Below are 24466 nucleotides of genomic sequence, written 5' to 3'. Positions count from 1 at the left end.
TCAGCTCTCCTCTAGTTCTAATGTATTCAATCAAATAGTCCTAACTGTCTCGTTTCTAACAGCTGTTCACTGCTTTTAAAACGGCTTTGTAACGCTATGCCATTCGCTGCAGCATCGCCACCAGCATTATTATTAAAGATGACATAGGTTGCTGCTGAAGGCGTTCCTAATTGGACGGCTAATTCCGCTAACTCAACTTCATTGTAACAATAAAGCGTACGGACATCACGCCAACCATCCCCATCCGTTTGCTTCGCCTGAATCCACCCCGCCTGATTACGACCGTGGAGGCGCATGAATTTTTTGGCTGCTGTCGTCTGCTTGACAAACGGCACTGTCCTTTCACCGACCTGTGGTTGGTCAACCATCGTATGAATATAGTTCTGCTCGGTTAAAAAATGCCATAAATCGGTTTGAAAACGTTCATCATACCAACTGCGATGTCTAAATTCGACGGCCGCATCAACGGGTAACCACGCTCGAATCTGTTTTAAATAGGCAATATTGGCCGGATTACAACTAAAATAAGGTGGAAACTGCAACAAAACAAACGCTAATTTACCTGCTTCAATTAATGGACTGAAGCTATCAATGAATTGAGCAAATAGCTGTTGTTGCTCTTTGTTATCAACCATTTCCACACCATTTACGCTATGTAGGGTCATCACTCGATTAGCTTTAACGATAAATTCAAACCCCGGCAACGTCCGCTTGACCCATTGTGCCACTGTCGTTTGACGGGGAATGGCATAAAATGAACTATCGAGTTCAACAACTGAAAAATAAGAAGCATAGTCTTCAAGTTGTTGTTTTTTAGTGCCTTGATACAACAGCGGATGGTCAGACCAACCACTTAAGCCAATTTTCACCATAATGTTGTCACTCCTACTTAAAAATGCCTTCACCTTATGATAGCGTGAGTTATTGTTAGTTGCAAAGAATTGCCTGTTTCTTTATTCGTTTGCCGCGTGGCATTTGAACAAAAAAAGACAAACGCAACGGCTACTGTCGCGTTTGTCTTCCAAGTTGCTTGTTTCTACAGTTCCAATTTCTACAGTTATAACGGGTTGCTTTCACTTTTAGTATTAAACGATTAAGTTCAGTGCTAACGCCCCGCCTAAACCGACAACTGCAATGACTGTTTCCAGTGCTGTCCATGTCGCGAATGTCTCTTTAATTGAGAGGTTGAAATATTCTTTAAACATCCAGAAACCAGCATCGTTAACGTGTGAAGCAATTAAGCTCCCCGCACCAGTTGCAATTACCATCAACGCTGGGTTTGTTCCTGTTGCTGCCATTAATGGCACCACTAAACCGGCTGCTGTTAAGGCTGCTACCGTTGCTGATCCTAAACAAATACGTAAGACCGCTGCAATCAACCACGCTAAAATAATCGGTGATAAACTTGAATCAGTAAACATTTTTGCAACGTAGTCGCCGACGCCACCATCAACAAGGACTTGTTTAAAGGCACCACCACCACCGATAATCAGTAACATCATCGCGATTTGTTGAATCGCTTTCGACATTGAGTTCATCAGTTCTTTCATTGGAATCTTACGCGCTATTCCCATGCTATATATCGCAAAGAGCAATGATAGTAACATCGCCATTCCGGGTGTTCCCACAAAGGCAATCGCTTCATCAACTTTTACATGGCTGCTAAAGTTGAGTGAGTCTTTTAGCAATTGGTAAACAGTCGCAATCGCCATTAAAATAACAGGGAATAACGCTGTTAATGTACTAATTCCAAAACCTGGTGTTTCGTCTAATTCAAATTTCTTTTGTTCACCTAAGGCCGTAATGTTACCTGTACGGGCAAAGGCATCTGGCACAATTTTTTTGGCGAATTTAGTATATAAAGGACCTGCGATTAAAGCCGTTGGAATTGCAATAATCATCCCGTATAGCAACACCATGCCGATGTTTGCTTTGTAAATTAAAGCAATCGCTGTTGGGGCTGGATGCGGTGGTAAGAAACCATGTGTCACCGATAAGGCCGCTGCCATTGGAATACCAAGGTATAAGATTGAAATACCTAATTCACTCGCAATTGTGAAGATAATTGGAATTAATAATACTAAACCAACTTCAAAGAAGAGTGCAATACCGATAATGAATGAAGCAATGAGTACTGCAATCTGGATTTTTTTACGTCCGAACTTATTAATTAATGTAACGGAGATGCGGTAAGCACCACCTGAATCAGCTACAAGTTTACCGAGCACTGCACCGAAACCAAACACGAGTGCTAAGTGACCCAATTGACTCCCAATCCCCGCTTCAACGACCCCGATAATTTCATTCATCGGAATACCTAAGGCAATCCCGACACCAATTGCAACAATGACTAACGAGACAAACGTGTTCAATTTAAATTGAATAATGAGTAATAGTAAAACAATAATCCCAATTCCGACAATGACTAATTCCATTTACTCCGCCCCCAAACTATAATGTGTGTGTCGTTGAAAATCAGCTAATGCTGCGAATTCTGTTTGTAATAAACGTGTCGTACGTACAAAGATTGGAAACAGTTCACGATAAGCCGCAAAATGAGCCTCGTTCGGAATATGAGCGTGTGTAACACCAACCATTGGTGCCACGGCTTCTAATGAAGCGACTAAACCTAATTCTTCCATCGCGAGTACGGCTGCTCCTAAACATGAGCTTTCAAAACTTTCAGGAATCACAACTTCTTGTTCAAAAATATCAGCGAGTAACTGGCGCCATAAACTCGAGCGAGCAAATCCACCCGTCGCATGAATCCGTTTTGGCAACGGTGCAATTTCTTCTAATACGAGCAAGACGCTGTATAAGTTGAAGACAATCCCCTCAAGTGCCGCTCGAATCATATGATCACGCGTATGCGCTTGTGTTAAGCCGATAAACGAGCCCTTCGCATTTGCATCCCATAACGGTGCACGTTCACCACCTAAGAAGGGATGGAAGATAAGGCCGTTTGACCCCGCCGCGATTTGACTCGCTTTTTCAGTTAACATATCATAGCGTTCGCCACCTGTTAACGTTTCTGACGGATAAAGTTGGTCGCGCACCCACCGGAAGACGATACCACCATTATTAACCGCACCACCGATAACCCAACGGTCTTTCGTAAGCGCATAACAGAACGTGCGTCCCTTTGGATCCACCCGTGGTTCGTTTACGACCATTCGGACAGCGCCACTTGTTCCAATTGTTAAGGCTAACGTTTCACCATCAATCGCGTTAACGCCTAAGTTTGATAAGACACCGTCGCTAGCACCGATAAAGAACGGGATATCTTCAGCTAAGCCCATTGCTGCAGCATAACGCGCATCCAAGCCACTAATCGCTGCATTCGTCTCAACCACTTCTGATAAATACGATGCATCAATTGCTAATAATGAGAGCACTTCTTCATCCCAGTCTAAGGTGTGGATATTGTATAGACCAGTTGCCGAAGCGATCGACATATCAACCACGCGACGGTTGAATAAACGTAAGAAAATGTATTCTTTAATACCGATAAAATAACGAGCTTGTTTGTAAACTGCTGGCTCATCATTTTTCAGCCATAACAATTTACTTAACGGTGACATCGGATGAATCGGTGTGCCAGTGCGTTTATATATTTCTAACCCATTGAGGTTGTCTTTTAAATGTTGCGCCCAACGATGCGAACGGTTATCTGCCCAGGTAATCGACTGTGTCACTAACTGCTCTGTTTCATCTAATACAATCAGGCTGTGCATTGCACTTGAGAATGATACACCTGCAATACGCGCTTTATGTGGACCAGCATCTTTAACGATGCGTGAGATAACGCTTACAACTGCTGCTAAAATTTCATCAGGATCTTGCTCTGCTTTATCTGGTTGATCTTGAATGAGTGGATATAATGTATCTGCTGTTGCTATTACTGTTCCGTCTGTATCGTATAAGACACCCTTTGTACTCGTTGTTCCAATGTCCATTCCGATAACTAAATCTAATGCTGTCATGTTAACACCCCTCTATTCAATCGTTCTACACCGTTCTAGTTGTAGGACGTCATACGTCTTTGTATATTTGAATGATAACGCTTACACATCTAGATGTCAATGCTTTTGCGATAAAAAGTTACGAATTCTGACACATTTTTCAGAATCTTCGCTTTTAAAGCGTAAATAGCCCTTAAAACCTTCCTTCTTATTGTTTCAATCTTGAACAATATCAAAAAAATGAGTTGCACTAATTAGTGCAACTCATTTTTTCAGATTGTAGACAACGTCTAAAAGCGCTTTATTATTCAATCTTCAGGGCGGTCTTATTATATTGTAAATGTAAGCTCATTTGTCGTTTCGCCTCGGCGCCATCGTGTGCCTTAATGGCTGCTACGATAGCCGCATGTGTTTTAATGGTTTCTTCCTTTAAATGCCGATCGGTCAAATCGATAAAAAGTGAAATTGCCGTTTGAATAATCGGAATCAGTGATGGGACAACTAAATTTTGACTGGCTCGTGCAATCGTTACATGCAGTTCAATGTCTTTTTCTTCATGATTTTCATCTTGATGAATTAAGACCGCAATTTCTTCACATAACCGTTCCATCTGTTCGACTTCTGCTGTTGTAGCATGTTCAGCCGCTAAGCGCACGATTTCAGGTTCAATAATACTACGCATCTGCATTAAATCGCGACTCAATTTCTGTTTATCGGCAATGAAACTTAAACCGAGCGGATCATCTGACAATCCCGGTGTTTCGGAGACAAACGTCCCTGTACCACGTCGGATTTCAACAATATTCCGCGCTGCTAATAATTTAATCGCTTCACGAATCGTGCCACGACCGACATTTAATTCGGCTGCCAATTCAAACTCATTCGGTAATTTATCACCTGAGATATATTGCTGTGCTTGGATTAAATTCGTCAAATTACTAGCGACGACTTGTGCCAGCGGTTGTCTTGTTATTTTTTTTGTTTCTGTCATTATTCAACCTACTTTCACTTTATTACATTAAGTATAGCAAAAATACGGTGTTGAACTCAAAAAAGCAAATTATTAAGGCTACTTCCATCGAGAGGTTTATCTTTAAACATTCTAACAAGTCCATGCAACACTTAATTTTCTTTATTTAGTTTCAAGGAAGGTAGCACCATCACCTTTTATCATAAATAAATCGGCAGCCTTGGCTGTTTATAAGGCTGCCGATTTTTTATTATGTCATACTCTCTCCTAATCGATACGTTAGATACTGAATATAACCCGATAAGTTATGTTCAACATCATCGATTCGTACCCGTAATGATTGGTGACGAATAAAGAAACCGTTCAAAACTAAAGCGGGTTGTTTAAAGTACATCGCTACTTCGGGATACATAAAGCCAACACGTTGAAATTCTGCCCGTTTATCAATTGTTTTGCGTAATAATTCTTCGTCAAAATCATTTAACAAGTACGCCTTATCTGCTTGTTTGATCTTATCAATCATTTTATAGGCTGCCATTGTTAACTCCAAGAAAGTTGCAAATGTCGTTTCACGGTGATAAATAAACGATAGCTTATCTGCACAGTTTTTCAGACCAAATTGATAATATTTATCTTCTGAAAGGTAGTCGGTTAACTCATTCACTGCATAGCTCAACCAGTGATCGTGTTCTTTCCAATACTCCTCGGCAATGAATATTTCAAAATATGATACAACCTCATCTAGCCATTTTTTATTACCATCTAGTTGATAGAGTCGTAATAGAGCGAAAACTGCCTCTCCTTCATAATAAATGATTCTGAATTTATCTTTGATTGTAAAGTCTGGGTAATGCAACACATGATTATAATGACCCGTTTCATCATTGCGCATCGCAATAATGCCATTTGCTAACTTTTCAGCGGTATCATTATAGCTTTTATCGCCTGAAACCTCAGCATATTTTGTCATCGCTAAAATTGCAGTTGCATTTGATCCTAATTTGATTTCATTATTATTTTCTTTATCAACTACATAAGCGGTGTTAACATCCTTAAACACAATTGCAGTCATAAGGTACGTTAAACTTTGCTGTGCTTTAATCAAGATGTCTTTCGTTTTCAAGACTTCGTAACCTTCTAACATGGCATAGACAGAACTAGCATGACGCAGAATATTATATGTACCAATTGGTTTCGCAAATGCTGAAAAATAACCGTAATTAAACTGTCCTGACGGTTGAATTTCCTTCGCTAAAAAATGCGTCGCTTTTTTTACAATTTGCTCAATTTCTTTTTTTAGATTAGAGGTTTGACGAACACCATTCGTCAATTCACCTTGTTGCAATGTTTTCCATTGACGTTGCTCCGTGAAATCAAAAAAATACCCAATTGTATCGAATAAATAGATTGACTTATTGTTGTAGGCACTTAAATTAAAATTAAAAATTTTATAGCGATTTGTCTTTAAATAATGACGAATATTCACTTCATCGATTCCGATAATACCGTTCGTTGCTTCTCGTACAAAGGCATTACCGACCACTTCTTGTTCTAAAAAAGACAGCGAAAAATCGGCATCAAATGAAAGGCCTCTACGAAAATAATTTTTTTTGAAGGCTTGAATATTTTTTTGCAAAGTAGGCACTGTTGTCTCTTCGATTTGATGCACCAAATCGACTTTTAGAAAGGCAAGGTTCGGTTGGTACTTGTTTATCCACTTTAGCGCTTTAGAACTCACTTTTTCTAAGGCATGCTCATATGATTTATCAGATATTTGATGAAACACTTTTGCACGTTGATTCAATTGACCGATTGAAAGATAGACAATTGCTTTTTGTTCTGTTTGCACCTGTGGCATTTCCATATCCCTGATAGAAGATAGCCGTGTTTTTGCTCGAAAACGATTCATTGCTGCGTTGAATTTTTGTAAGTTTGACATCGTTTGCATATCGAATCCCCCTGTTTTATACAATTTAAAAGAGCCTATATTGATTATATCAATATAGGCTCCAGATTGTAGACAAAGTCGAATTAAACTACTTTTACTTTAAACGTTAGTACAAGTGACTTTGGCTACAAGATGACTTGACTGAGTTGTCGGTAGAAAAACTTATTGTTTTTTACCTGATTTACGACGGTTGAACAATAATGCTGTAAAGCCTGCAAATAATGCCATCAAACCAGCAACTGGAGTAGTTGAAGTACCTTCACCTGTTGTTGGTAACACGTTAGTATTACTTGTGTTAGCACTTGTTGGTGTTGTAAACGTTGTACCAGTTTCCAAACCAGCATCGGTATTAAACTGACTTCCCTCTGTTGGCGTAGATGAAGCCTTTCCAAAATCATCTGTGAGGCCAAGTGAAGGTGTATTACTGTCAGCATCCGCATCGGCGTCAGCATCAGCATCAGCGTCAGCATCCGCATCGGCGTCAGCATCAGCATCAGCGTCAGCATCAGCGTCAGCGTCAGCGTCAGCATCAGCATCAGCGTCAGCATCTGCGTCAGCATCAGCATCGGCGTCAGCATCGGCGTCAGCATCAGCATCGGCGTCAGCATCAGCGTCAGCATCGGCATCGGCATCTGCATCCGCATCGGCGTCAGCATCCGCATCGGCATCCGCATCGGCGTCAGCATCTGCGTCAGCGTCAGCGTCAGCATCAGCGTCGGCATCGGCATCCGCATCGGCGTCAGCATCGGCGTCAGCATCCGCATCCGCATCAGCATCCGCGTCAGCATCGGCGTCAGCATCGGCATCGGCGTCAGCGTCGGCATCCGCATCCGCATCGGCGTCAGCATCGGCATCCGCGTCAGCATCGGCGTCAGCGTCAGCATCGGCGTCAGCATCGGCGTCCGATTCAACTGGATCTGTTGGATTATTAGGTACATCGTTTAATGGTAATACTTTTGTTGTTGTTGATGCACTTTTTTGTCCATCCTCATCAATTTGATAAAACTCAATAATTGTTCCTGCCGGTAATGTTTCAGTTAATTGGATCGTAAAGATACCATTGTTATCAACAATAATAGTCCGTAAGAAGCTATTACCTGTTACTTTGCTTGATCCAATTATTTGACCATTTACAAGAGCATATACAGTAGACCCAATTAAGCCTTTACCATGGAGAGTTAATTCATTTTCATAAATTGGTGATGATATTGGTGCATCTGGGAAAATTGCATCGCTGTCTCCATCGGCGTCGGCATCCGCATCGGCATCAGCATCTGCATCCGCATCAGCATCAGCGTCAGCATCGGCATCGGCGTCAGCATCGGCATCCGCATCCGCATCGGCGTCAGCATCAGCGTCAGCATCGGCATCAGCGTCAGCATCAGCGTCAGCATCGGCATCGGCGTCAGCATCGGCATCTGCATCCGCATCCGCATCGGCGTCAGCGTCAGCATCGGCATCTGCATCAGCGTCAGCATCGGCATCCGCGTCAGCATCGGCATCCGCATCAGCATCGGCATCAGCATCCGCATCAGCATCAGCATCCGCATCAGCATCAGCGTCAGCATCGGCATCCGCATCGGCATCCGCATCCGCATCCGCATCGGCATCCGCATCGGCGTCAGCATCGGCATCCGCATCGGCATCCGCATCCGCATCGGCATCGGCATCTGCGTCAGCATCTGCATCAGCATCAGCGTCGGCATCAGCATCAGCGTCAGCATCAGCATCCGCGTCGGCATCCGCGTCAGCATCGGCGTCAGCATCTGCATCAGCATCGGCATCAGCATCAGCATCAGCGTCAGCATCGGCATCCGCATCAGCATCAGCGTCAGCATCGGCATCCGCATCCGCATCGGCATCCGCGTCAGCATCAGCATCAGCGTCAGCATCGGCATCTGCATCCGCGTCAGCATCGGCATCCGCATCGGCATCCGCATCGGCATCCGCGTCAGCATCGGCGTCGGCATCCGCATCGGCGTCAGCGTCAGCATCGGCGTCCGCGTCAGCGTCCGCGTCGGCATCCGCATCGGCGTCAGCATCCGCATCGGCATCGGCGTCAGCATCGGCATCTGCATCCGCGTCAGCATCGGCGTCAGCATCGGCATCTGCATCGGCATCCGCATCGGCATCCGCGTCAGCATCCGCATCGGCGTCGGCATCAGCATCCGCATCGGCATCCGCGTCAGCATCTGCATCTGCATCGGCATCCGCGTCGGCGTCAGCATCGGCGTCAGCGTCCGCGTCGGCATCCGCATCGGCGTCAGCATCAGCATCGGCGTCAGCATCAGCATCAGCATCAGCATCGGCATCCGCGTCAGCATCGGCATCAGCATCCGCATCGGCATCCGCGTCGGCATCAGCATCTGCATCGGCATCCGCATCAGCATCGGCGTCGGCATCCGCATCAGCATCAGCATCGGCGTCAGCATCAGCGTCAGCATCAGCATCGGCGTCGGCATCCGCATCCGCGTCAGCATCGGCATCCGCGTCGGCATCCGCGTCAGCATCGGCGTCAGCATCGGCGTCAGCATCAGCATCGGCATCTGCGTCAGCATCTGCATCAGCATCAGCGTCAGCATCGGCGTCAGCATCGGCATCAGCATCGGCGTCAGCATCGGCGTCAGCGTCCGCGTCGGCATCTGCATCAGCATCGGCATCCGCATCAGCATCGGCATCGGCATCGGCATCAGCATCGGCGTCGGCATCAGCATCCGCATCCGCATCTGCATCGGCGTCAGCATCGGCGTCAGCATCAGCGTCGGCATCAGCATCAGCATCAGCGTCAGCATCAGCATCTGCATCCGCATCCGCATCTGCATCCGCATCCGCATCGGCATCCGCATCGGCATCAGCATCCGCGTCAGCATCGGCATCCGCGTCGGCATCAGCATCCGCATCTGCATCGGCGTCAGCATCGGCGTCAGCATCAGCGTCGGCATCAGCATCAGCGTCAGCATCAGCATCGGCATCCGCATCCGCGTCAGCATCAGCATCGGCGTCGGCATCCGCGTCAGCATCAGCATCAGCATCGGCATCGGCATCGGCATCCGCATCGGCATCCGCGTCAGCATCAGCATCGGCATCCGCATCGGCATCAGCATCCGCATCCGCGTCTGCATCGGCATCTGCATCGGCATCGGCGTCAGCATCAGCATCCGCGTCAGCATCAGCATCCGCATCAGCATCAGCGTCAGCATCGGCGTCAGCATCGGCATCCGCATCAGCATCGGCATCGGCATCCGCATCGGCGTCAGCATCGGCATCCGCATCGGCATCCGCATCCGCATCGGCATCCGCATCGGCGTCAGCATCTGCATCAGCATCGGCATCAGCATCAGCGTCAGCATCAGCATCCGCGTCGGCATCCGCGTCAGCATCGGCGTCAGCATCTGCATCAGCATCGGCATCAGCATCAGCATCAGCGTCAGCGTCAGCGTCAGCGTCAGCGTCAGCGTCAGCGTCAGCATCTGCATCGGCATCGGCATCAGCATCAGCGTCAGCATCGGCGTCAGCATCGGCATCCGCATCGGCATCGGCATCCGCATCCGCATCGGCGTCAGCGTCAGCATCGGCATCGGCGTCAGCATCGGCATCTGCATCGGCATCCGCATCGGCATCCGCGTCAGCATCGGCGTCGGCATCAGCATCCGCATCGGCATCCGCGTCAGCATCTGCATCTGCATCGGCATCCGCGTCGGCATCAGCATCCGCATCGGCATCCGCGTCAGCATCGGCATCAGCATCAGCATCCGCATCAGCATCAGCATCGGCGTCGGCATCCGCATCTGCATCGGCGTCAGCGTCAGCATCAGCATCTGCATCGGCGTCAGCATCGGCGTCGGCATCAGCATCCGCATCCGCATCCGCGTCAGCATCTGCATCTGCATCGGCATCCGCGTCGGCATCAGCATCGGCGTCAGCATCGGCGTCAGCGTCCGCGTCGGCATCCGCATCGGCGTCAGCATCAGCATCGGCGTCAGCATCAGCATCAGCATCGGCATCCGCGTCAGCATCGGCATCAGCATCAGCATCGGCATCGGCATCCGCGTCAGCATCGGCATCAGCATCAGCATCGGCATCCGCATCTGCATCGGCGTCAGCGTCAGCATCAGCATCTGCATCGGCGTCAGCATCGGCGTCAGCATCGGCGTCAGCATCGGCGTCAGCATCGGCATCTGCATCAGCATCCGCGTCAGCATCCGCATCGGCGTCGGCATCCGCATCGGCGTCGGCATCCGCATCGGCATCCGCGTCAGCATCCGCATCGGCGTCGGCATCCGCATCTGCATCGGCATCGGCGTCAGCATCGGCATCCGCATCGGCATCAGCATCAGCATCCGCGTCAGCATCGGCGTCGGCATCAGCATCGGCGTCAGCATCGGCGTCAGCATCGGCGTCAGCGTCAGCGTCGGCATCCGCATCGGCGTCAGCATCCGCATCCGCATCGGCATCGGCGTCAGCATCGGCATCTGCATCAGCGTCAGCATCGGCATCTGCATCCGCATCCGCATCGGCATCCGCGTCAGCATCTGCATCAGCATCAGCATCAGCGTCAGCATCCGCATCCGCATCCGCATCGGCGTCAGCATCAGCATCCGCATCGGCATCGGCATCGGCGTCAGCGTCAGCATCGGCATCAGCATCGGCGTCAGCATCAGCGTCGGCATCCGCATCAGCGTCAGCATCGGCGTCAGCATCGGCATCCGCATCAGCATCGGCATCCGCATCTGCGTCAGCATCTGCATCAGCATCAGCATCAGCATCGGCGTCAGCATCGGCATCTGCATCGGCATCGGCATCGGCATCGGCGTCAGCATCTGCATCCGCATCCGCATCGGCGTCAGCGTCAGCATCGGCATCGGCATCTGCATCCGCGTCAGCATCGGCGTCAGCATCGGCATCCGCATCAGCATCGGCATCCGCATCGGCATCGGCGTCAGCATCTGCATCCGCATCGGCGTCGGCATCCGCATCGGCGTCAGCATCGGCGTCAGCATCGGCGTCAGCATCGGCGTCAGCATCGGCGTCAGCATCAGCGTCGGCATCCGCATCGGCGTCAGCGTCAGCATCGGCATCAGCATCGGCGTCGGCATCAGCATCGGCGTCAGCATCGGCATCAGCATCGGCGTCGGCATCCGCGTCAGCATCGGCATCTGCATCTGCATCGGCGTCAGCATCAGCATCAGCGTCAGCATCCGCGTCAGCATCCGCATCGGCGTCAGCATCGGCATCAGCGTCTCCTTCTTCAGGAGGTGTTACAACAACCTTTGTACCATTAACAACTAAAGGAACTGACGTTGTATCTGATAATGCTGATAATAGCGAAATATCAATAACATTTGCACTCAAAATTCCAGCCTTAACTGCAATTGGATATGTGCCTGCTAAGTCAGCGTTAATTAATGACTCTTCTGGAATATTTAATTTAACATTTTTATAATTAACTGACATTTCTCCCAATACTTGTACTTGTAATAAATCATTAGCAATATCAATTGTACCATCTGATATTTTACCAATTGCATCTGTTAACAGTGACGTTGTTGAGGTTACTGTTTTGAAAACTGTTGCAATCAATGCATTTAACGTTTTTGGTACAAGTCCAATCAGTGGAATTTTTTCAGCTTCAGGTAAAATTTTTATTTCTAAAGCATTTAAAGCCGTTACAACATTTTGCAACGTTTGAACAACAACATCGTTCACAGCACTTTCGAGATGATTACCTAATCCAGCCGTAAAATCGGCAACTAGCTCACCATTCTCACCCACTGTGACAGACACATCTTCATCGTAAGCTAATAAATTAGCTAATGCCTTATCAATATTATTTAACGCATCAACTGCTGTTGACAGTTCTTCAATCCCTTTGATTGTAATTAATGAATTAGGAATAACTGATTTGTCTAATTGATTAACTAAATCCAAGACAGAGGCAACAGTCGTTCCAACAGTATTAGTTAGACCTCTCACTAAACTACCTAGGGCTGGTAAATCGGCCATTGTAATTGGTAATAATTCGACATGCACGTGAGCACCTTCAGATGTAATCGTCACCTGATCACGTAATTCTTCAGGTATACTGCTTAAATCAACCTGGGCAACACCTTTTCGATTTGTCCCTAACAATTCGAGATCAGCTAAGGCTGTTCCTGCAACCGTGATATCATAAGCATTTGTTCCAACTGCTGTTTGAGACACACTTGTATTGCCAAGTAAATTAACTTGTGCTAATGAAGCCGTGTCTGCCGAAACAGTATGATAATCAAATGATAAGTTTTTATTAAAATTGACTGACAGTGGCGAAGTTACGAGTCCAAAAGCGACAACCGCCGTTGCAATTTGTTGAATTCTTAGTTTGCGTTTATTCTCAATTCTTTTCTTGAAATCATAGTTCTTTGTTTTCTTCAAAAGAATTCCCCCATCCCATTTATGGTTGGCCATGTCAAGTGATATAGCCAGTATATAAATTATATCATAAAAAGAGAGACAATTCTGAAAATTAAATCATTTTATAATATAACAACAAAATAATAGCGATTTAGGACTGTTTTAATCAAAAAAATATTTTAACGATACTTATAACTAGCCAAAATAAAAATATGCAACTCGATTTTCACTTTTTGAACTAGCGCCACCTTGTTTGATTAGCTATTAAAAAAAACAGTCATTTCCTCGGTTATGTACAAAAAAAGCAATCGCTATTTGCGACTGCTTTTTGCTTTAATCAACACCTTATTGTTCATTTTTCTCATACAAGAAATGGTGCAATGGCACACAGATGATTAAAATAAAGCCTAAGATTAAATACAAGCCTTTATAACCTAAGGTTGGCACAACATAGCCTTGTACAAATGGCCCAATGCCTAAACCGATATCGGTTAAGATAAAGAAGGTTGCTGTTGCTAAGCCAATCCGGTGTGGCGGTGCCTGTTTAATCGCAACTGCTTGACAGCTCGATAAATACGTCCCGTAGCCTAAGCCAATAAAAGCACCTGCGATTAGCAAGACGGCACCAGTTGTTGTTTGGCTTAAAATAAACATCCCGATAATGAGGATGATTAACGCCGGGTACATAATAAAGTTGGGGTCCTTCGTATCAAATAAACGACCTGTGACCGAATCTGGCCGCTTGCTTTATCAACATGCCAAACAAATGATTAACCAACTGGATTATGTCAAAACCGAAATCGCCGCGCTTGAAGGTGGACTTATGGGCACACTGGCGATTGGTGTCGCCACCAGTTGTGCCAAATACTTACACGAGATGATCCACGCTTATCGCCAACATTATCCCGACGTTTTCATTAAAATGTATAAGGGCGATTCGGCCTATCTCGAACAGCTCTTATTAACTGAAGAAATCGAGCTCGCCTTTATGTTACAACCAGCCGACTTAACGAATTATGATGTCATTCGTTTGAAGCAGGAACCCTTTGTTGTTGTTATGCCGACGAGCTGGCATCAACAACTCGCAACACCAGCGATTTCGTTACAACAGGTTAATAAGTATCCGCTGTTGATGCTCGGTGCGATGGATGGCTTTTCGATCCACGAAAACATCCTCAATTTTTTTAGCCTCAAAAACTTAACGCCTAATATTGTGTTAGAATGCAAAGATATTTTCACCTTGCTCAACTTTGTCGTCGAAAAAATCGGGGTCGCGATTTTACCACAATCTGAAATTCACGACGTCTTTGCGAATCAGTTGCAAGCGGTTGCGATTAAAGACGTCACTTCCGTCACCAAACCGAGTATCATCACCTTAAAGTATGCGACGCCCTCACGTCGTGCCCGTTTCTTTATGGATGTTGTCGCTGCTATTTTGATGGAAAAATACCTTGAAGTAAACAATTAAGTCGTATCGATTGGCAGCTAGCAGACCATTGCTCAGCTGTTTTTTGTTAAGGCTAATCCTTTGTAACTATTCAAGCACTAGACTTGCAGTTATTTCAACATCGTTGTATACTTACTTTAAGTAAGAGGGTTACCTAAAATAAAAGGATGAAAGAAGGAGATTTTAATGATGGTTACAGCAAAAACAATTGGGTTTGATCGATTTGGTGACGTTGATGTGTTTGAAGAACGTACGGGTGAGATTGCCCTTAATTCGACGAATAATGTGCTGGTGAAAGTCAAAAAAGTTGGCATTAATCCTGTTGAAGCCTTCGTTCGCAGCGGTAAAATGAGTCGTAGTGCCGCACCAGCTCAGTTCCATGTGTTAGGTAATGAAGTCGTTGGTGAAGTCGTTAAATTATATGACAATGCAAGCAACCTCAGTATCGGCGATAATGTCATCGTCAAACCTGGCGCTGGCGGCTATGCTGATTATTTAACAACTAACGCGCGCAATGTCTTTAAAGTCCCTGCTGAGATGCCACTTGATTTCGCAGCCGGGTTTTCGGCGACTGCTTCAACCGCTTATTGGGCGCTCTATGGTGGTTTTTATGACCTCAAAAAAGGTGATACGCTCGCTGTTGTTGGTGCCTCAGGTAGTGTTGGTAACTTCGTCGTTCAACTGGCCAAAAGTTTTGATGTGACCATCATTGCCCTCGCAAGTGCACATAATGAAGCCTACCTCAAAGAATCGGGTGCCAATGTTTTTATTGACTATCGTGACAGTGATGCTGTAGCAGCTTATGCTAACAAAGCCGACTTCGTCGTTGATGCATCGCTCTTCAATAAGGGTGAAAAAGTTGCGTTACAACTTGTGAAAGAAGGCGGCACTTATTTAGGGATGACAACCTTACCACAGGATACCCTCGGTAAAAACGTCAAAGTCGTCTTCTTATCACGGACACCGGCAATGACGAATGCGGTTGTGATGCCATTCTTATTCAAATTTTACGAAGAACATGGTCTAACACTCAAAATTGCTGAAACATTACCGTTAACTGTCGCCGGTGTACAAGAAGCCCATCGCTTAATCGTCAGTGATCGCGCCGCTGGAAAAATCATTTTAACTACTGAGGATTAATAAAAACTAAAGGAGGAGATCGTATGTATAAAGATAAAATTGTTGTTGTCGCTGGTGGAACGGGGAGTGTTGGTGAAGGGATTGCCAAATGGTTTGTTTCTCAAGGAGCAACTGTCGTTATTCCGACGCGTAATATGACTAAAATTGCGAAGGTTCAAGCTTACATTGCACCGAATGGTAAAAACCTCCATTTTATTGAAGGAAATATTGCTGATGAAACAGATGCGATTCGTGTGAGAGATGAAATTATTGCGACATACGGTCAAATCGATGCAATGGTCTCTTCCTTATTTGGCTGGTGGTCTGGTGATAAATTAACCGACCTTTCATTAGAACGATGGAATTACATTATCAACAGTAGTTTAACCACACACTTTATCGTCGCGAAAACGTTTATTCCTTATATCGCACCACGCGGAAGCTATAGCTTTATCGTTGGTCTTTCATCGGTCAGACCCGTGCCTCATTCAGGACCAATTTCAGTAGCCAATGCCGCTGAGTTAATGTTACGTCGTGTCTTATCGGCTGAAAATGATCCGAACCAAATCCGCATTAACGATATTAACCTTGGCCCAATCAATACGCGTTCACGTGGTGCGATGTACTCTAGTCCTGATTATATCGACGCAGTCGAAGTGGGACGCATTGCTGGTATCATCGCCTTTGAAGAAGGACAAAATATTACTGATGCTTCCATTGCACTTCGCTTAAAAACAAATTATCACGAATGGTTAACTCAAATGGGTATTAACTAAGACCCATTCGTTAGGAGGAATGTTCTGATGATGAAAGGTAAAGCTTATCCGGTCGATTCAGCCCGAATCCCGGTGCAAAACCCCTTTATTTTAGTCGGTCATCACACGGATACTTATCCTAGTGGCGACGGTAACATGGCACCGAGTGAATACCCGACTGACTGGATTAAAGGCAATGATTTTAGTAAAACACGGGGCTGGAAAATGTATCATGGCCGCCATGTGCCGGGTTTTCCCGCACATCCACACCGTGGTTTTGAGACGATTACATACGCACGTAAGGGGGTAATCGACCACTTCGATTCATTTGGTAACAGTGGCCGCTATGCTGATGGCGATGTGCAATGGATGGTTGCAGGTAAGGGCATTCAGCACGCTGAAATGTTTCCTTTGATTGAAACCGAGCAGCCGAATCCGTTTGAAATCGTCCAAATTTGGCTCAACATGCCCAAACGTTTAAAAATGGGCGAGCCGGCCTACCAAATGCATTGGCGTGAAACGATTCCAGTCGTGCCATTGGCTGAAACAAACCCTGCTAAAAATTATTTAAAAGTGCTCGTTGGCCGTTACGATGATGCCGTCTCTGGCAGTGCCCCTGCCAGTTCTTATGGCTTTGAAGCCAACCATCACATCAATGTCTGGGATGGTCAAATCGAGGCTGGCAATCACTTTGTGATTCCGGCTTATCCAACTGATGTTAAGGTACAACTGTATGTTATGAGCGGTAGCCTCACTCATAAAGACTCCGTCATTCCAGCAAAAACATTACTCGTTTATACCGATGATGAGCCGACAACCTTTGAAGCCACAGCTGACACGACCTTTATGGTGTTTATCGGTCAGACGATTGATGAACCGGTCTTTGCTTATGGCCCATTTGTGATGACTACGCGTGCAGAAGTTGAACAAGCCTATGCCGATTTTGAAGTGACACAATTTGGTGGCTGGCCGTGGGATAGCCATGACCCTAAAATAGCGGCTGATCAACCACGCTTTTCGTCAGCGGATCAGTTGAAGTCCTAGCGTTAAATAAATCGGTTAGAAACAAATAACTTAGAAAATAAATGACATTGAATTAGACTTTGTCTACAAACAGAGAGCCTCCCCTGAATAATGTCGGGAGGCTCTCTGTTTGATAATTAAATTGTATAACTAGCAGGTAGTCCAGCAGTTGACTATAGGCAGCCACTGATCATTTCTCAACATGACCGCTTAATTCACTTACAAATTGCTGACGTTGTTTTGAATAGCGATGCACATACCACCCCCAATATTTTAGTGACACTGATTATGAGTGCAATTGTAGAGAAACTAAAGAGTACCAACCGACAACACAACCACACCATCTTTGTTAGCCGTCTTTGATGAAAAAAGAGCTATAAAAAAAAGCCAAAGCTGCCAATGTAACAGCAGCCCTAGCTTTGTTTTAATCTCTAACCAATTGATCCTTCCATCTCAAATTTAATGAGACGGTTCATTTCAACGGCATATTCCATCGGTAATTCTTTGGTAAAGGGTTCAATAAAGCCCATTACAATCATTTCAGTTGCTTCTACTTCAGTCAAGCCACGGCTCATGAGGTAAAATAACTGTTCTTCAGATACACGTGACACTTTAGCCTCATGTTCTAATGAAATTTGACTGTTTAAAATTTCGTTGTACGGAATCGTATCCGACGTTGATTCATGGTCCATAATGAGCGTATCACATTCGATATTCGAACGCGCATTTTTCGCTTTACGACCAAAGTGAACCATCCCACGATAAGTAACGTTACCACCTTGTTTAGCAATTGATTTCGAGACAATCGAAGAAGATGTGTTTGGCGCCAAGTGAATCATTTTTGTTCCGGTATCTTGACGTTGGCCACGGCCACCAATCGCAATTGTTAAGGTTGTGCCACGCGCGCCTTCGCCCCGAAGGTAAACCGATGGGTATTTCATTGTTAATTTTGAACCAATGTTCCCATCAATCCATTCCATTGTTGCATTTGCATCACAGAATGTACGTTTTGTCACTAAGTTATAAACGTTGTTCGCCCAGTTTTGAATCGTCGTATAACGGCAATAGCCGCCTTCTTTTACCATGATTTCAACGACAGCAGAGTGCAGTGAGTTCGTCGTATAAACAGGAGCAGTACAGCCTTCAACATAGTTGATTGAACCGCCTTCGTCAACGATAATCAACGTTCGTTCAAATTGGCCCATATTCGGTGAGTTAATACGGAAGTACGCTTGTAATGGCGTTTCTACCTTTACACCAGGTGGGCAGTAGATGAACGAGCCACCCGACCAAACGGCTGAGTTCAAGGCTGAAAACTTATTATCTTGCGGTGGGATAATTTTACCGAAGTACTCACGGAAAATAGCTTCATTTTCGCGTAAGGCTGAGTCGGTATCTTTAAAAATAACACCCTTGTCTTCAAGGTCTTTTTGAATGTTGTGATACACCACTTCTGATTCGTACTGTGCAGATGCACCGGCTAAATATTTTTGTTCAGCCTCTGGAATACCAAGTTTATCAAACGTTGCCTTGATTTCAGCTGGTACTTCATCCCAGTCACTTACTGTTCCTTCAGACGGTTTAACGTAATACGTAATGTCCTCAAATTTCAGTTCAGAGAGGTCACCACCCCAAATTGGCATTGGCATTTTATAAAATTGTTCTAGGGAACGTAAACGGAAGTCAAGCATCCATTGTGGTTCTTTTTTCATGTTGGAAATTTCAGTAACGATTTCAGCTGTTAAGCCACGTTCTGTTCTAAAAATAGAGACGTCCTTATCGTGGAAACCATATTCATAATCGCTTAATTCTGGCATATTGGGAGCCATTGTCATTCCTCCTCGTTAATTGTTCGTTTCTGTCGTTGCCAGTGCTTTTTCCATCGCCTTCCAAGCTAAGGTGGCACACTTGATGCGGGCTGGAAACTGGGCAACGCCTGCCAAGGCTTCTAATTCACCGTTTTCTTCATCGATGTGTGCATGTGGTTGCCCTTGCATCATCGCTGAAAAGTCGTCCGATATTAGGAGCGCCTGTTCAATCGTATGTCCTTTAATTGTTTCAGTCATCATTGAGGCTGACGCAATTGAAATCGAGCAACCTGAGCCAGTAAACTTCGCCTCTTCAATTAGGCTATCTACTACTTTCAGATGTAAAAAAATCTGATCGCCACAGGTTGGGTTATTCATTTCAATTTGATGCGTCTCATTCGTAAGCTCGCCACTGTTACGCGGTTTACGATAATGTTCAATAATTACTTGTCGGTATAATTGATCTAAATTACGCTTCACCATAGCCAAAATACTCCTTTGTCAGTTCGATTGCTGCCACGAGGGCATCGACTTCCGCTTTCGTATTGTACATATAAAAACTTGCACGGGCCGTTGATGAGGCCCCGAGCCATTTCATTAACGGTTGGGCGCAGTGATGACCGGCCCGAATCGCAATCCCTTGTTCATCTAGTACCGTCGATAAGTCATGCGGATGTATATCACCGACATTGAATGACACTAAGGCTGTTCGTTGTTGCGGATCAAGCGGACCGTGTATGTCAATGCCCTCAATTGTACGTAACCGTTCAAGCGCATAGGCCACCAGTTCTGTGCCATGGGCTGCTACGGTTGCCATCCCGATCGTATTCAAGTAGTCAATTGCCGCACCTAAGCCAATTGCCCCGGCAATAATCGGTGTACCTGCTTCGAATTTCCACGGCAACTCTTTCCAAGTTGCCCCTTCCAACGTTACAAAATCGATCATCTCGCCGCCATACTCAACTGGATCCATTGCTTCGAGCAAAGCCCGTTTGCCATATAAGACACCGATACCGGTTGGTCCCATCATCTTATGTCCCGAAAATGCCAAGAAATCAATGTCGAGTTCTTGGACATCAACTGGTAAATGTGGCACGGATTGTGCCCCATCAACCACGATGATGGCACCGTTGGCATGAGCGATGGCCGCAATCTCTTTAATTGGATTAATCGTCCCCAGCACATTTGAGGCCTGGGCTAAAGCCACGATTTTAGTTTGTTTATTAATCGCTGCAGCTGCTTTCTCAACTGTCAGACGACCGTCTACCTCCAACTCAAAGTAAGTTAAGGTTGCACCGGTTTGCTGAGCAACCTGCTGCCATGGAATCAAATTACTGTGATGTTCGGCTGGTGAAATGACGATTTCATCGCCTACCTGCAACTGTGCCATCGCGTAGCTTGAGGCCACGATATTGATAGAAGCTGTTGTGCCACGGGTAAAGATGATTTCAGCTGCATCGTTTGCCTTAATGAACGCCTGTACTTTCGCACGGGCACCCTCGTATAAATCTGTCGCTTGAGAACCGAGCGTATGTACACCACGGTGCACATTACTATTCGTTGTTTCATAATAATGCGACACTGCATCAATCACGCATTGGGGTTTTTGAGACGTCGCAGCGTTATCAAGATAAACAAGCGGACGTTCATTAACCACCTGCGTTAAAATCGGAAAATCAGCTTTGACAGATAAAGGGTTCATTAGCGTTTCACTTTCCTTTCAATCTCGTGTGAGAGTAATTCACTCACGCGTTTAATTGGTAATTGATCCACAACTGGATTCAAGAAACCGTGAATAACTAAACGTTCAGCTTCATGTAAGCTCAGACCACGACTTTGAAGATAGAATAACGCTTCTTCATCCACACGACCGACAGAGGCAGCGTGACCCGCTGTTACTTCGTCTTCATCAATTAATAAAATCGGGTTCGCATCGCCACGTGCGCTATCGCTTAACATGAGAACACGTGATTCTTGTTGTGCATCAGCACCTTTGGCATTGTGCATAATATGACCAATACCGTTGAAGATTGACGTCGCTGCGTCTAATACAACACCGTGTTTTAAAATCATGCCGTTAGAGGCTTTCCCAAATTGACGGATTTCGGTTGTGAAGTTTTGTGTTTGTTTACCTGTTCCAACCGTAACTGTTTTAACATCACTGTTTGAGTTATCACCCACAAGGTTTGTTAAATGGTTAATGACTGAGTTGCCATCATTCATCACACCGATTGCCCAGTTTAAAGTAGCATCGCGTAAGACGTGACCACGACGGTTAATGTATGACGTCACGCTTGCGTCTAGCGTATCGACTGCACCGTAAGTAACGATGGCGTTATCTTTAACGATAACTTCTGAAATAATGTTCGCAATCGCACGACGTTTCCCTGTTTGACCGACATAGTTTTCAACATAAGTTAATTTTGAACTTTCGTCAGCCACAATAATCGCATGGTTCATAAACGGTTTACGGTCATCATTTTGAATGAAAACAGCTTGAATTGGTGTTGACAATTCAACGTTTTTAGGCACATAAATAAACAGGCCACTATTAACAAGCGCTGTATGGAAGGCTGTTAAACGGTTTTCATCCATTTTGACAGCCGTTGTCATAAAGTATTGTTGCACTAACGCACTGTTTTCTTTAACAGCTGTTGCTAAGTCTTGCACAATAACGCCTTTATCAATCGCTTCTTGTGACAGGTGTAAGTGGACAGGTGTTTGATCTTCTTGAATGTAAAGCGACATCTCTTGATTGTCGACATCGGCAATTTCAGCCACGATTCCAGGTAATTTCTTCCCGAAGTTAGGTTGTGCCAAGCCAGCGTATTGGCTGAACTTTGTGAAATTCCATCGTTTAATCTTTGTTTTATCAACGTACGGTAACTCTAATTCTGCTGCTTTAGCCCATGCTTGTATACGTAAATCAGTTAACCATGACGGTTCTGCTGTTTTTTGCGCAAATGACGTAATAAATGCAGGGTTAATGGTTTCAATCGTTTGTAAGACCATCTGTATCTTCCTCCCTTTTTTAGTCGTTTGCTACTTCTTTCGCATCTACTTCAAGTCCTAATTCAGCACGAATGCCTTCATAACCTTCCGCTTCTAAGCGTTTAGCTAATTCTGGTCCACCTGATAAAGCAACTTTACCGTTCATCATCACATGAACGTGATCGGGTGTAATGTAGTTTAAGAGACGTTGGTAATGGGTAATAATCATGCAACCAAAGTCGTCGCCACGCATTTCATTGACACCTTTAGAAACGATTTTCAATGCATCGATATCTAAGCCTGAGTCAATCTCATCCAAAATTGCGAATTTAGGTTTGATCATCATCATTTGTAAAATTTCGTTACGTTTCTTTTCACCACCAGAAAAACCTTCGTTGACATAACGTTCTGCCATTTCTTCAGTCATTTCAAGGCCTTCCATTGTTTTATCTAATTGTTTCAAGTATTTCATAATTGGCATTTCGTCGCCTTCTTCACGACGAGCGTTGATTGCTGAACGAATAAATTCAGCGTTTGTAATCCCAGTGACTTCACTTGGGTATTGCATTGCTAAGAAAAGACCTGCGCGTGCGCGTTCATCAACTTCCATTTCTAAGACATCTTCGCCGTCTAATAAAATTTCACCAGACGTTACTTCGTATGAGGGATGCCCCATAATTGCTGATGATAAAGTTGATTTACCTGTTCCGTTTGGTCCCATAATGGCATGTACTTCACCGGAATTCATTGTTAGGTTAACACCTTTTAAAATTTCTTTTCCTTCAATTGACACATGTAAATCTTTCACTTGTAACGTGCTCATTAATATCCCTCCAACTTTTTCTAATAATTATTAGTTTAGTATGATTTTAATCTAAAAGCAATGCTGAAATCACATCAGTGTAAGGTTTCTTTTAGCGATTATCACTTAGATGATTCAAATTGATAATCAAATTCAGCATACTGTCATACCCTTATTGTAACAAATTACGAAAACATTGTATGCCTTTTAAATTGATAAATTCTTGATCCACATTAAAAAAGGAGAGACATGTAACGTCTCTCCTTTCATTACTGAAAAATCCTAGCTACACGAATCGTCAAGCTTTCAGGAAAATGCGTGTGCCAGTGCTATCTACTTCACTGGCACAACGGCACCTTCATATTTATCAGTAATAAAATCTTGGATTTCTTTTGATTGTAAAACTGCAACTAATTTTTTGATGGCTGCCTTGTTTTTATCCTTGGCATTAACCGCAATCACATTTGCATACGGTGAATCAGCATCCTCTAAAATTAAGGCATCTTCCGTTGGTTTCAAGCCCGCATCTAACGCATAGTTCGTATTGATGGCATAAAGATCAGCCTCGTCATTTTTATAGGCTTTTGCAAGTAAACCTGGATCGATTTGATTTAAGAATTTCAAGTGTTTCGTGTTTTCAATATCATCGAGGGTCGCATCGACTTTATTTTCAACTGAATCGTTAATCTTCACTAAGCCTTCTTTTTCTAATAACATTAAAATACGACCATGTTCAGCAACGTTATTACTAATTAAAATGGTTGCGCCGTCTTTGACATCAGCCACATCTTTGTATTTCGATGAGTAAATACCGAAGGGCTCAATATGAATTTTACCGGCATTGACTAAGTCTGTGTCGTTTTCTTTATTCGATAACTCCAAAAAGGGAATATGTTGGAAGTAGTTGGCGTCTAATTCACCATCTGCTAAGTTTTTATTCGGTAAGATGTAATCTTGGTATTTTTTAATATCTAAGATAATACCTTCTTTTTTCAAGATTGGTTTTGCCTCTTCTAAAATTTCGGCATGCGGTACGTTAGATGCCCCTATCACTAACGTCGTTGTTTTCTCTTTCTTCTCGGCTGTCGCATCGGCTGACCCACATGCTGCCAATACCACTAATAAAATGGCGCTAATAATTACTAAAATTGCTTTTTTCATATCCCATTCCTCCTAATTGATAAATATTGCGAATATTCACTCTTTTTGAACTATATATAAAATAGCGAAGGAGCGAACTCCCACACTATT

Annotated in this window: 18 protein-coding genes and 2 pseudogenes; 4 read left to right on the top strand and 16 right to left on the bottom strand. The window is 44.8% G+C overall.

The features are described from left to right. Positions 1–26 precede the first annotated feature (26 nt). The 10 genes and pseudogenes from ACJYYY_RS02630 to ACJYYY_RS02585 form a co-directional block, all read right to left on the bottom strand. Positions 27–872, bottom strand: coding sequence for a DUF72 domain-containing protein (locus ACJYYY_RS02630; RefSeq protein ID WP_035315638.1), 846 nt, complete (start codon positions 870–872; stop codon positions 27–29). A gap of 213 nt (positions 873–1085) precedes the next feature. Next, positions 1086–2435: a gluconate:H+ symporter gene (locus tag ACJYYY_RS02625; RefSeq protein WP_035315637.1), complete on the bottom strand. Its 1350-nt coding sequence runs from the start codon at positions 2433–2435 to the stop codon at positions 1086–1088. Next, on the bottom strand, positions 2436–3983 hold the full coding sequence (gene gntK, locus ACJYYY_RS02620) for a gluconokinase (RefSeq protein WP_035315636.1): 1548 nt from the start codon (positions 3981–3983) through the stop codon (positions 2436–2438). It abuts the gene before it with no gap. A gap of 283 nt (positions 3984–4266) precedes the next feature. Then, complete coding sequence (locus tag ACJYYY_RS02615; RefSeq protein ID WP_408869076.1) at positions 4267–4953, bottom strand: FadR/GntR family transcriptional regulator; 687 nt, start codon at positions 4951–4953, stop codon at positions 4267–4269. A 229-nt stretch (positions 4954–5182) separates the two neighbouring features. Then, positions 5183–6880: a hypothetical protein gene (locus tag ACJYYY_RS02610; protein ID WP_408869075.1), complete on the bottom strand. Its 1698-nt coding sequence runs from the start codon at positions 6878–6880 to the stop codon at positions 5183–5185. A gap of 162 nt (positions 6881–7042) precedes the next feature. Continuing rightward, entirely contained in the window at positions 7043–7159 is a 117-nt protein-coding gene (locus tag ACJYYY_RS02605) for an LPXTG cell wall anchor domain-containing protein (protein WP_408869228.1), read from the bottom strand. Then, the gene (locus ACJYYY_RS02600; protein ID WP_408869074.1) at positions 7108–7818 is read right to left on the bottom strand and encodes a hypothetical protein; all 711 of its coding nucleotides are present in this window, start codon (positions 7816–7818) and stop codon (positions 7108–7110) included. Before ACJYYY_RS02600 ends, ACJYYY_RS02605 begins: the two co-directional genes overlap by 52 nt. A 240-nt stretch (positions 7819–8058) precedes the next feature. Then, positions 8059–12114, bottom strand: coding sequence for a hypothetical protein (locus tag ACJYYY_RS02595; protein ID WP_408869073.1), 4056 nt, complete (start codon positions 12112–12114; stop codon positions 8059–8061). 70 nt (positions 12115–12184) lie between these two features. Then, positions 12185–13324 (bottom strand): annotated as a pseudogene (locus ACJYYY_RS02590) (adhesive domain-containing protein); the annotation flags it as partial. 291 nt (positions 13325–13615) lie between these two features. Next, positions 13616–13981 (bottom strand): annotated as a pseudogene (locus tag ACJYYY_RS02585) (MFS transporter); the annotation flags it as partial. A gap of 55 nt (positions 13982–14036) precedes the next feature. Between ACJYYY_RS02585 and ACJYYY_RS02580 the strand changes: the two are divergent. The 4 genes from ACJYYY_RS02580 (at position 14037) to ACJYYY_RS02565 (ending at position 17635) form a co-directional block, all read left to right on the top strand. After that, the gene (locus ACJYYY_RS02580; RefSeq protein WP_408869072.1) at positions 14037–14738 is read left to right on the top strand and encodes a LysR family transcriptional regulator substrate-binding protein; all 702 of its coding nucleotides are present in this window, start codon (positions 14037–14039) and stop codon (positions 14736–14738) included. Between the two features lie 168 nt (positions 14739–14906). Further along, positions 14907–15857, top strand: a complete 951-nt coding sequence (locus tag ACJYYY_RS02575; RefSeq protein WP_035313058.1) for an NADP-dependent oxidoreductase — start codon at positions 14907–14909, stop codon at positions 15855–15857. Between the two features lie 23 nt (positions 15858–15880). Then, entirely contained in the window at positions 15881–16612 is a 732-nt protein-coding gene (locus ACJYYY_RS02570; protein WP_035313057.1) for an SDR family NAD(P)-dependent oxidoreductase, read from the top strand. Between the two features lie 27 nt (positions 16613–16639). Then, on the top strand, positions 16640–17635 hold the full coding sequence (locus ACJYYY_RS02565; RefSeq protein WP_051456788.1) for a pirin family protein: 996 nt from the start codon (positions 16640–16642) through the stop codon (positions 17633–17635). A 410-nt stretch (positions 17636–18045) separates the two neighbouring features. On the opposite strand, the gene sufB is transcribed toward ACJYYY_RS02565, so the two are convergent. The 6 genes from sufB to ACJYYY_RS02535 form a co-directional block, all read right to left on the bottom strand. Further along, entirely contained in the window at positions 18046–19443 is a 1398-nt protein-coding gene (sufB, locus tag ACJYYY_RS02560) for a Fe-S cluster assembly protein SufB (RefSeq protein ID WP_035313056.1), read from the bottom strand. A 15-nt stretch (positions 19444–19458) separates the two neighbouring features. After that, a complete protein-coding gene (sufU, locus tag ACJYYY_RS02555; RefSeq protein WP_035313081.1) occupies positions 19459–19905 on the bottom strand; it encodes a Fe-S cluster assembly sulfur transfer protein SufU in 447 nt (148 codons plus the stop codon). Next, positions 19892–21124, bottom strand: coding sequence for a cysteine desulfurase (locus ACJYYY_RS02550; protein ID WP_035313055.1), 1233 nt, complete (start codon positions 21122–21124; stop codon positions 19892–19894). The genes sufU and ACJYYY_RS02550 overlap by 14 nt, the downstream gene beginning before the upstream one ends. Further along, a complete protein-coding gene (sufD, locus tag ACJYYY_RS02545) occupies positions 21124–22434 on the bottom strand; it encodes a Fe-S cluster assembly protein SufD (protein WP_035313054.1) in 1311 nt (436 codons plus the stop codon). Before sufD ends, ACJYYY_RS02550 begins: the two co-directional genes overlap by 1 nt. A gap of 19 nt (positions 22435–22453) precedes the next feature. Continuing rightward, positions 22454–23236: a Fe-S cluster assembly ATPase SufC gene (gene sufC, locus ACJYYY_RS02540; protein WP_035313053.1), complete on the bottom strand. Its 783-nt coding sequence runs from the start codon at positions 23234–23236 to the stop codon at positions 22454–22456. Between the two features lie 312 nt (positions 23237–23548). Then, positions 23549–24376: a MetQ/NlpA family ABC transporter substrate-binding protein gene (locus ACJYYY_RS02535; protein ID WP_035313052.1), complete on the bottom strand. Its 828-nt coding sequence runs from the start codon at positions 24374–24376 to the stop codon at positions 23549–23551. Between the last annotated feature and the right edge of the window lie 90 nt (positions 24377–24466).

Source organism: Brochothrix campestris (assembly GCF_046058945.1).
GTDB classification, from domain to species: domain Bacteria; phylum Bacillota; class Bacilli; order Lactobacillales; family Listeriaceae; genus Brochothrix; species Brochothrix campestris.
The sequence above is the reverse complement of the archived record's forward strand: the minus strand, read 5'-3'. Positions and strand labels throughout refer to the sequence as shown.

Coding starts and splice junctions, on each gene's coding strand:
- ACJYYY_RS02580 (WP_408869072.1), top strand. CDS start 14,037: ATGATTAACCAACTGGATTATGTCAAAACCGAAATCGCCGCGCTTGAA.
- ACJYYY_RS02570 (WP_035313057.1), top strand. CDS start 15,881: ATGTATAAAGATAAAATTGTTGTTGTCGCTGGTGGAACGGGGAGTGTT.
- gntK (WP_035315636.1), bottom strand. CDS start 3,983: ATGACAGCATTAGATTTAGTTATCGGAATGGACATTGGAACAACGAGT.
- ACJYYY_RS02565 (WP_051456788.1), top strand. CDS start 16,640: ATGATGAAAGGTAAAGCTTATCCGGTCGATTCAGCCCGAATCCCGGTG.
- ACJYYY_RS02550 (WP_035313055.1), bottom strand. CDS start 21,124: ATGAACCCTTTATCTGTCAAAGCTGATTTTCCGATTTTAACGCAGGTG.
- sufB (WP_035313056.1), bottom strand. CDS start 19,443: ATGGCTCCCAATATGCCAGAATTAAGCGATTATGAATATGGTTTCCAC.
- ACJYYY_RS02615 (WP_408869076.1), bottom strand. CDS start 4,953: ATGACAGAAACAAAAAAAATAACAAGACAACCGCTGGCACAAGTCGTC.
- sufU (WP_035313081.1), bottom strand. CDS start 19,905: ATGGTGAAGCGTAATTTAGATCAATTATACCGACAAGTAATTATTGAA.
- ACJYYY_RS02625 (WP_035315637.1), bottom strand. CDS start 2,435: ATGGAATTAGTCATTGTCGGAATTGGGATTATTGTTTTACTATTACTC.
- ACJYYY_RS02630 (WP_035315638.1), bottom strand. CDS start 872: ATGGTGAAAATTGGCTTAAGTGGTTGGTCTGACCATCCGCTGTTGTAT.
- ACJYYY_RS02595 (WP_408869073.1), bottom strand. CDS start 12,114: ATGCCGATGCTGACGCCGATGCGGATGCTGACGCGGATGCTGACGCTG.
- ACJYYY_RS02575 (WP_035313058.1), top strand. CDS start 14,907: ATGGTTACAGCAAAAACAATTGGGTTTGATCGATTTGGTGACGTTGAT.
- ACJYYY_RS02600 (WP_408869074.1), bottom strand. CDS start 7,818: ATGTACCTAATAATCCAACAGATCCAGTTGAATCGGACGCCGATGCTG.
- ACJYYY_RS02535 (WP_035313052.1), bottom strand. CDS start 24,376: ATGAAAAAAGCAATTTTAGTAATTATTAGCGCCATTTTATTAGTGGTA.
- sufD (WP_035313054.1), bottom strand. CDS start 22,434: ATGGTCTTACAAACGATTGAAACCATTAACCCTGCATTTATTACGTCA.
- ACJYYY_RS02610 (WP_408869075.1), bottom strand. CDS start 6,880: ATGCAAACGATGTCAAACTTACAAAAATTCAACGCAGCAATGAATCGT.
- sufC (WP_035313053.1), bottom strand. CDS start 23,236: ATGAGCACGTTACAAGTGAAAGATTTACATGTGTCAATTGAAGGAAAA.